The sequence below is a fragment of the Vibrio sp. 1F263 genome, assembly GCF_041439035.1.
GTDB lineage: Bacteria > Pseudomonadota > Gammaproteobacteria > Enterobacterales > Vibrionaceae > Vibrio > Vibrio tasmaniensis_A.
This window is the reverse complement of record NZ_JBGONI010000119.1, coordinates 1-1,502: the sequence shown is the minus strand read 5'-3', so window position 1 is coordinate 1,502 and position 1,502 is coordinate 1. Positions and strand designations below refer to the sequence as shown.

At 50.8% G+C, this 1,502-nt stretch carries 1 protein-coding gene; it reads left to right on the top strand.

What is annotated here, in order from left to right:
* Nucleotides 1-100: 100 nt before the first annotated feature.
* Nucleotides 101-1,502, top strand: a 1,402-nt coding sequence (gene traN, locus ACED25_RS23365) for a type-F conjugative transfer system mating-pair stabilization protein TraN (RefSeq protein WP_371696263.1), incomplete at its 3' end; no start/stop codon positions are given.

The following is a 1,502-nucleotide window of genomic DNA, read 5'->3' as shown; positions in this document are numbered from 1 at the left end:
CCTCGCGGCCGGGGATGCGCAGCAAAACATTCACCCACTGTTGCGCACGCTCTATTCCCAATAACCCTCTCTCACCCCAACTTTTGATGAGGTGCTCCTTATGCGCATTGACCTCTGGGCTGCGCTCACGCTCAGTTTTTTATCTACTCTCGCTCTTGCCAGCGAACAACAAACCTTTACCGAGAGCGCCAATTGGGCGAAGCAAACGGCAAGCCAAGCTCTAGCACCTCATGCCCTGCCACTCAATGTCGATGACTATTGCAAAGACGCCACGTGTCGACAAGAGATCCGCAGTCCAAAAGAGTCAAGACTGTCAGACGGTGATATCAATGCACAAAAAGGGACAGAGTTTGTGACCAATGGATTGGCTCAAGACATCAACACCCACTTTAATAAAGGGCGCCCCGATGTGAAAAGCGACCCAGCGATGCGCTTTGCCTTACTCGGCCAAGAGAATGCGTATGAAATCACTCACGGCCTCTCAAATGCCTATGTCGATTGTGATAGCGGCTCCCAGTGCCTTATCGAACACATTCCTAAACAGTGTCATCGTCCAACGAACAACAACGTGCCTTGTACAAAAGTCCCCGTTGCCACCGTGGTTACTGGCAATGTCATCTACCACTGTCCATCCGGTTGGACAAAGCAAGGGGATAATTGCCAACGTCCCCTCCCACAATGCCGATACAATAATAAACATTATGTGAGGCAAACGAGAGGTGATGGCATTTTCTCATCGTCAGGAACCATGTATTTATGGGGCGGTAAGAGTGTCTATCCCAACCAAGGCTACACGCTTGGCGAGTTAAAACAGACCTATCACGTTAATTGGCAAGCGAGCGAACACTGGGATAAACGCTACGAGATTTGTCGACCCACCACACAAACGAAAAAAGCCACCTTGAGCTGCTCAAACGGATTCTCCTTATCCGGAGGGAACTGCATCAAAAACACCATGACCTGGCGAACACAATGCCGCCTGATGAACTCGTGCAAGGTCACTCGCCAGCAATGTATTGAAGGTCGAGCCACTCGCACCATTAATGGCATTCCCACCACGCTCAATTGTTGGAAATATCGGATAGACCATCATTGTGACCGCCCTAATACCTGCGCAAACCTCCCGAAAGACTGTACGACTCAAACTCAACATTGCAGCCTTAAGCAAAATGGGGTGTGCGTCGAGCAAGAGGTCACAAAGCGTTGTGCTGAGAAGACATGCCGAGCCACTGATCTGCAATGTGGGGAGCACTCCTTCTGTCTTGACGGGGAGTGTTACGAGGAGGCGCCCAAATTGAATAACAATTTTGATAAGTCCGTTGCGGCACTGGCAGGACTTGCCGAAGCCGTGAAAGACATCGGCGACCCACCCAAAATATTCACGGGAAAGCCGATGAAGTGCAGTAAGAAACTCGCGGGCTTCAACGATTGTTGTAAAGACTCAGGATGGGGGCAAGGATTGGGAGCGAAATGCAGCGAAGCGGAAGAAGCGCTGGGGGAAG